The 2471-nt window shown below is 61.1% G+C and carries 2 protein-coding genes; both read left to right on the top strand.

Annotated features, from left to right (window positions below; all coding sequences use genetic code 11):
* Positions 1-360 precede the first annotated feature (360 nt).
* Complete coding sequence (locus ABL922_RS14555) at positions 361-1776, top strand: aldehyde dehydrogenase family protein (protein WP_349024928.1); 1416 nt, start codon at positions 361-363, stop codon at positions 1774-1776.
* A 2-nt stretch (positions 1777-1778) separates the two neighbouring features.
* Complete coding sequence (locus ABL922_RS14550) at positions 1779-2393, top strand: TetR/AcrR family transcriptional regulator (protein WP_349024927.1); 615 nt, start codon at positions 1779-1781, stop codon at positions 2391-2393.
* Positions 2394-2471 lie beyond the last annotated feature (78 nt).

The raw sequence follows: 2471 nt of genomic DNA, 5'->3' as shown, positions 1-2471 counted from the left end.
ATAGGCTGGGCTGGTGATCAGGTCGTGCGCCTTCAACAGGGCCTCAGTGCATTATTGGGACACAGATTCACGGTAGACCGCTGACGGGCAGCTAGCGACGACAAAGCCGACATTCAATGCTGCAAACCGATCTCCCAACACCGGTCATTCGTTCATCTCATTTTCCGAAATTCGGAATGGCTTGCCTCACGAACGTAGCGGTCATTCCAAGCCCTGAGCGAGCTTGTCGAAACCCGCCGTCCATTCATCCACAGCATGAAGCCATGCCTGCTGCCAGTGCCGACGAGGTTCACAGGCTTATCTAACGTTGATTTGACTCTCATCTCTTTTTATATCAGACAAATGATATAGAAAAGGCAAATGATCATGAAAAGCACGCAGCTAAGCTTAGCGTTTAGCCAACAGTCCGCCGGATTCAGGGGCGATCCATGTCCTAAGGTTTCTGCGCGGTTGGAGCGGGTTGCTCGCCTTCGCCGGATGGTGATTGACCGCCGCGAAGCGTTTCGCAGCGCTCTGGCTGAGGATTTCGGATCGCACCATCCTTGGTTGACCGACCTGATGGAAACCGGCCCGGTGCTGGGCCGCTGCAACTATTTTCTGGCGCACCTCCCGGAATGGCTCGCGGAGGACCGGATTGATCTGGGGCAAGAACATGGCACGTCGCACGGCGAAATTCTGCTGCTGCCCAAAGGCGTGATGGGCAATATTGCGCCGTGGAACTTCGCGATCGAATCTGCGCTGGTGATGTGCGTGGACATGCTGGCGGCGGGCAACCGCGTGATCATCAAGCCCTCCGAACTCGCCCCTGCGACGGCTCAAGCGGTGGCGGACGCAGTGGCGGCGCACTTCGCACCCGATCTGCTCACCGTTGTGCAGGGCGGGCCAGACCTGGCTCAGGAGTTCGCCGCGATGCCGTGGGATCATCTGACCTTTACCGGCAGTCCGCGCATTGGGCGGCTGGTTGCGCAGGCGGCGGCGCGCAACATGGTGCCGGTAACGTTGGAACTAGGCGGCAAGAACCCGGCGCTGTTCGCGCCTGATGGCGTGACCGAAGAATTGGTGCGGCTTTTCCTGTCTTTCCGTACGCTTAAATCAGGGCAGGTTTGCACTGCGCCTGATCATGTGCTGGTGCCGCGCGGGCAGATGGAAGAATGGATCAGGCTGACCCAAGCTGTCTGGCAGCAGGCTTACCCCACCTATGTCGGCAGTGATCAGTGCGTCGGCATCATCAATGCCGCACACTTTGCCCGCCTGTCGGGCTATGTCGAGGAAGCTCGCACACGCGGCGTCCGCATCGAAGGACTGAACGGTGACACGCCCAATCCAGACCGGCGGCATTTTCCGCTGACGCTGATCGTCGATCCACCTGCCGATCTTGGCTGCATGACTGATGAAGTGTTCGGGCCAGTCATCCCGGTTGTCCCCTATGACGATGTGGACAGCGCCTTTGCGCGGATCAACGTCGGGGAAACGCCGCTCGGGGCCTATATCGCGACGCACGATACGGCACAGGCCTCGCGCTTCGTTCGCGAAGTGCGGAGCGGCGGCGCGGCGGTCAATAACTTCGGGCTGCAAGGCGGGCACGTCGCGCTCCCGTTCGGCGGTCTGGGGAACTCCGGCCAAGGCTGCCATTCGGCCAAGCAGGGCTTCCTCAACTACAGCCACGCCAAATCGGTCTTCTGGGGATCGGCGGACAATATCGTCCACAAGGTGTTGGAGCCGCCGCTGTCCGAGCTGACTGGCATGGCCGCCGATGGCCAATACGCGGAGGGCTGACGATGCCGAAGATTGTCGATCATGACGAACGCCGCACACATATTGCCGCCGCCGTGCTGCGTGTCATCGCACGTGACGGCGTGAAGGGCGCTGACCTGCGCTCGGTCGCTAGAGAGGCGGAATGTTCAACTGGGGTGATCGCGCATTATGTAGGCGACAAGCAGGCGATGCTGCTGGGAGCATTGCGGGAGGCAATGAACCATGTCGCTCGCGCCATGTCCGATGTCGCCGCAGCGCAGCGCGGAATGGCACGGCTGATCGCCATGCTCGAGGCCGGGATGCCGCTTGATCCGGAACGTGCTGCCTCCTGCCGCATCTTCTATCACTTCGCCGCCGAAGGGATGAACGATCCCAAGCTCGCAGGAGAGCTCGCCAGTTATTATGACTGGTGGCGCCGCGAAGTGGGCGATGTGATCGAGGTTTTGCAGGCGGATGGACATTTCGCCGGGCAGGATCCGTCAGCGCTTTCCGAGACTATGGTCGGGCTAGCCGAAGGATTAGCAATCCAGGGCGTATTCGCGGCTGACCCGGCACAGACCGCGCGCCTGAGCGGGCGGTTGGCCGATGCCATTGCCCGCTTTGATGCGCCGCCTTCCCGCCTGGAGCAGATGGCATGAGCGCGCTCCAGTCTCTCGAGACCGCGATCCATGCCGCATGGCGCGAACGCACTCCGCAATCAGCCGTCTGGCACGAGC

Origin of the sequence: Sphingorhabdus sp., assembly GCF_040079335.1 — a bacterium.
Classification (GTDB): Bacteria; Pseudomonadota; Alphaproteobacteria; order Sphingomonadales; family Sphingomonadaceae; genus Sphingorhabdus_B.
Note: the sequence above shows the minus strand (reverse complement) of the source record. Positions and strands in the feature narration are given on the sequence as shown.